General features: G+C 63.5%; 4 protein-coding genes. 2 read left to right on the top strand and 2 right to left on the bottom strand.

The annotated features are described in order from the left end of the window. Both ACLP25_RS31565 and ACLP25_RS31560 read right to left on the bottom strand, forming a co-directional pair. Window positions 1-1,401, bottom strand: a 1,401-nt coding sequence (locus ACLP25_RS31565) for an efflux RND transporter permease subunit (protein ID WP_442473032.1), incomplete at its 3' end; no start/stop codon positions are given. Window positions 1,402-1,403: 2 nt separating this feature from the next. After that, on the bottom strand, window positions 1,404-2,603 hold the full coding sequence (locus tag ACLP25_RS31560; RefSeq protein ID WP_442473031.1) for an efflux RND transporter periplasmic adaptor subunit: 1,200 nt from the start codon (window positions 2,601-2,603) through the stop codon (window positions 1,404-1,406). Window positions 2,604-2,930: 327 nt separating this feature from the next. On the opposite strand from ACLP25_RS31560, the gene ACLP25_RS31555 reads away from it, so the two are divergent. Then, window positions 2,931-3,428 carry a hypothetical protein gene (locus ACLP25_RS31555; protein ID WP_442473030.1) on the top strand — a complete coding sequence of 166 codons (498 nt, stop codon included), beginning with the start codon at window positions 2,931-2,933 and terminating at the stop codon, window positions 3,426-3,428. Window positions 3,429-3,518: 90 nt separating this feature from the next. After that, on the top strand, window positions 3,519-4,914 hold a 1,396-nt coding region (gene glgB, locus ACLP25_RS31550), incomplete at its 3' end, for a 1,4-alpha-glucan branching enzyme (protein ID WP_442473029.1).

The following is a 4,914-nucleotide window of genomic DNA, read 5'->3' as shown; positions in this document are numbered from 1 at the left end:
CACCGCGAATTCTCGGAACAACCTCCCAATGATGCCGCCCATCAGCAAGAGCGGAATCAACACCGCAATCAGCGAAATGCTGATCGACACGATGGTGAAGGCGATCTCGCGCGAGCCTCTCAGCGCGGCCGCGAACGGCTCGTCGCCCGCTTCGATGTAGCGGGTGATGTTCTCGAGCATCACGATCGCGTCGTCGACGACAAAGCCGACCGAAATCGTGAGCGCCATCAGCGACAGATTGTCGAGGCTATAACCCGCAACCCACATCAGCGCGCAGGCGCCGAGCAGCGCCAGCGGCACCGCGACGCTGGGGATGATCGTCGCCCACAAACTGCGCAGGAAGACGAAGATCACCATCACCACGAGCGCGACGGTGAGCAGGAGCGTGAACTGCACGTCCTGAACGGAGGCGCGAATCGTTTGCGTGCGGTCGCTCAACGTGAAGATGTCGAGCGCCGGCGGCATCGAGGCCTTGATGCGCGGCAGCTCGGCCATGATCTTGTTCACGGTATCGATGACGTTTGCGCCGGGCTGTTTATAGATGACGAGGAAAACGCTGCGCTTGCCATCGGCCCAGGCCGCCTGCTTCGTGTCCTGCGGGCCGGTCACCGCCTGGCCGATATCGCTCACCCGCAGCGGAGCGCCATTGCGGTAGGCGACGATGACGTCGTTCCAATCCTTGGACCGGACGAGCTGATCGTTGGTGTAGATCGTGAAAGAGCGCGCCCCGCTGTTGATCGCGCCTTTGGGCTCATCCACAGTCGTGACCGAGAGCGGCGTGCGCACATCCTCCAGCGACAGCCCATTGGCCACGAGCTTGGCAGGATCGAGCTGGATCCGGATGGCGGGCTTCTGCTGACCCGCGATGCTGACTTGGGCGACGCCCGGAACCTGGCTGATCTGCTGGGCAAGCTTGGTCTCGACATTGTCGTCGACCTCGGTCAGCGGCAGGATTTCAGAGGTCGCGGCGAGCAGGAGAATGGGAGAATCCGCCGGGTTCACCTTGCGATAAGTCGGCGGGCTTGGCAGATTCTTCGGCAATTGCCCGCTGGCGGCGTTGATCGCCGCCTGAACATCGGTCGAGGCCGCATCGATGTCGCGGTCGAGGTCGAATTGGATGGTGATGGCGGTCGAGCCGAGCGTGCTCGTCGATGTCATCTGCGAAACGCCGGAAATCTGAGCGAATTGCGTCTCGAGCGGCTGGGCGACGGCGGAGGCCATGGCGTCGGGACTGGCGCCGGGGAGCTGCGCGGAAACCTGAATCGTCGGGAAGTCGACCTGAGGCAGCGGCGCGACCGGCAACCTCGGATAAGCGATAATGCCGACGAAGAGGATGCCGACCATCAGCAGCGAGGTCGCGATCGGACGCCGAATGAACGGCTCGGAGATGCCGCCCGCCATGATCAGGGCGCCTTCACAGGGGCATTCGGCGCCGCCGCCGCGGAACTCGCCGCGCTCGACTGGACCAACGAGCCTTGAACCAATCGGTATTGGCCCGCCGTGACCACGTTCTCGCCGGGCGACAGACCCTTCAAGACGACCGATTGCCCATCGCCTTCCTGACCGACCGTGATGTCCCGCATCTTAACCTTATTGTCGCTGCCGACGACGAAGGCATAGAGGCCGTTCGGGCCGCGTTCGACGGCGCCGTCGGGCGCCACGGTGACTTGCCTCTGCGTGTCGACCAGCAGGCGGGTCGCTACCGACAGGCCGGGCCACAGGGCGTTGTCCGTATTCTCGAAGGTCGCCTTCATCCGAATGGCGCCGCTCGCCTGATCGATCGCGTCGTTGACGACGGCGAGATGGCCCTGCGAAATCGTCTTCAGCCCATCCGAACTCAGCGCCGTCACGGGCACGGCGCCCGCGGCGAGCGCTATATTGATCTGCGGCACGTCCTCCTCAGGCGCCGTGAACACGACGGAGATCGGTTGCAACTGCACAATCGTCACGATGCCCGTCGTGTCAGCCGCGTGCACGATGTTGCCGGCATCAACGAGGCGAAAGCCCGTCTTCCCCGTGAGTGGAGATCGGATTGTGGTATAGCTCACCTGCGTCTGGGCGTTGTCGATGGACGCCTGATCGCCTTTGATCTGCGCGACGAGTTCATCGACCGTCGCCTGCTGCGTGTCGAACTTCTGCCGCGAGACGGAATCCTCTTTGGCGAGCGCGGCGTAGCGCACAAGGTCGAGCTGCGCGTTCTTGAGACTCGCCTCGTCTTGCGCCTTCTTCGCAACCGCCTGATCGAGCGCCGCCTGATACGGGCGCGGATCGATCTCGACGAGAACATCGCCTTCCTTGACCATCTGGCCTTGCTTGAAGGCGATCTTGGTGACCTCGCCGTCTACTCGGCTGCGGATGAGAACGGTCTGGTAAGGCTCGACGACGCCGAGACCGTTCAAATAGACTGGGAAATCGGCTTTTTTCGCCTGCGCGATGGTGACTGGGATGGCCGCCTGCTTCTGTAAGCCATTGGTCTCGCCCGGACCTGCCGTCCCAGTTTCGTTGCCGAAAAAATGGCGCCAGCCGAAGTAGCCGCAGAGCGTGACCGCGGCCACGGCGGCAATGAGCGTCCAGCGGCGTAACGATAGGCGAGGCGTAGCCAAAGCGCGCTCCCAAAATTGGCGAGACGACAAAAATCAGCCGCTTACCGACCATTCGGCGGTCCCTCGCTTCCGCGAGGCTGCGCTAGGGATAGCGGACAGTGGGTCGCACAAGGAGGGTCGGAAAATACCTAGACACGGGCAGGATTGACCGATCGCTGTGTTTGTTCGGCGCTCCCCTCACGGTGCAACTGAAAGCGGACAGGCGATATGGGTAGTTTCCGAGTCTGACGGCGCCCGTCGCCGCGCCCTATTTGTTGATGCAGGTTGATGCAACGAACGCCGGGCGTCGCTTTGCTTCCGCGTTAAAGGAGAGAATCGGATACTCACATGACCCATGCCGCGCTGTCGCCTCTCATCGGGCCTGAGTTCGACGAATTCCTGGGCGCGCCAATCGGCGAGGATCGCAATGGAACGACACTCAGTGTCCTTTCCGCGCTTGCTCGGCTCGACGTCGATCCCTGGCAGGAGGCCACGAGCCTGGCGCGAATGCCAAGGGAAGCGGCTGCCGAGCGATTGACTGCGCTGATTGACGCGCTGCCGCGCGAGCCGGCGAGCGCCGTTCCGTCACAGACGAGCGCTGCGGATCTCATTGCGCTGTTGCCGAAGGGCCAAACTCCCAATGTCCGGAGTTCGGATAAGGCATTTGCGGCGACCGGCTTGCGGGAGCAGCAGATTGTCATGGCGTTTGGCGCATTCGCCATCACGATGCTCATCGTCTTCGCCATCTCGGCCCTGTTTTCGCCAGGGCCTGGAACAGGCGCCAATCCGTCGGCGCCTCGCGCCGCCGACGCCACGATGGCGGCCCCGCCAAAGCCTGGCCGTTAAGGTTCGGAGGTCATTCCGCCGCGTAGGCGTGAATACGTGCAAGGGATCGGGAACGCTCCGTTTCGGCGTGCGCCTGAAAGGAGGAGCGACATGCTCAAGAACTGGCGAGCGAAACAAGAAGACGTCGACGCGATCGCCGCGGCGCGACAGGAGGATCCCTTTGCAGTCCTCGGGCCCCACCTCACGGACGACGGATGGGTGATCCGCGCCTTCGTCACCGATGCGCTCAGCGTGCGCGCGGTCACGCGCGCGGGGGCGCCGATCGCCGAACTCGGACGCCGTGAGGGCGATTTCTTCGAGGCCCTGATCCCGGCCGCTGCGGAACGCCCGACCTACCGTCTCGAAGTCACGCGCGCCGACGGCGTCGATTCGTACGAGGACGCTTACGCTTTTGGCCCGGCGCTGGGGCCGCTCGACGATTATCTCTTGGTCGAGGGCTCGCACAAGCAGCTCTATCGGCGTCTGGGCGCGCAGCTCAGGCCCCACGAAGGCGTGGACGGCGTCGTTTTCGCGGTTTGGGCGCCCGACGCGTCGCGCGTTTCGGTGGTCGGCGATTTCAATCAGTGGGACGGACGCAAGTGCCAGATGCGCAAGCGCATCGACAGCGGTCTTTGGGAGATCTTCGTCCCCCATTTGGGCGCTGGCGCCGTTTACAAATACGAGATCGTTTCCGCCGACGGCGTTGTGCAGCCGCTCAAGGCCGACCCCTTCGGCTTCGAGGCGGAAATGCGACCTTCGACCGCCTCGATCGTCGCCCGTACGACGGATTACGCCTGGACCGACGCCGACTATCTCGAAAACCGCAAGCAGGGCGAAGCGAGGCGTCGGCCGATTTCGATCTTCGAGGTCCATCTCGGATCATGGCGGCGCGGCAACGACAATCGATTCCTGAGCTATGACGAACTCGCGGATCAACTGATTCCCTACGCCGTCGATCTCGGCTTCACGCACCTTGAGTTGCTGCCGGTCAGCGACTATCCGCTCGACGCGTCGTGGGGCTATGAGCCAATCGGGCTATTCGCGCCGACGCGACGCTTCGGCGAGCCCGAAGCCTTCGCGCGCCTTGTCGATCGCGCGCACGCGGCGGGGCTCGGCGTGATCCTCGACTGGGTGCCCGCACATTTCCCCACCGACGCGCAGGGTCTGGCGCATTTCGACGGCGGTCCGCTCTATGAGTACGCCGATCCGCGCAGAGGCTATGCTCCCGACTGGGGCACCGCGATCTACGATTTCGGCCGTAACGAGGTCGCCAATTTCCTTTACGCCAGCGCGCTTTATTGGATCGACCGTTATCATGTCGATGGCCTGCGGGTCGACGCCGTCGCCTCCATGCTCTATCTCGATTATTCGCGCAAGCCCGGCGAATGGCTGCCCAACGCCGAAGGGGGCAATGAAAATCGCGACGCCATCGCGTTCCTGAAGCGCTCCAACGAATTGATCTACGGCTTGTTCCCCGGCGCGATGACGATCGCGGAGGAGTCCACCG

The organism is Roseiarcus sp. (genome assembly GCF_052145395.1).
In the GTDB taxonomy this organism is placed as follows: Bacteria; Pseudomonadota; Alphaproteobacteria; order Rhizobiales; family Beijerinckiaceae; genus Roseiarcus.
Note: the sequence above shows the minus strand (reverse complement) of the source record. Positions and strands in the feature narration are given on the sequence as shown.

What these genes read in the sequence shown, in the direction of transcription:
- ACLP25_RS31555 (WP_442473030.1), top strand. Translation starts at nt 2,931, where the DNA reads ATGACCCATGCCGCGCTGTCGCCTCTCATCGGGCCTGAGTTCGACGAA.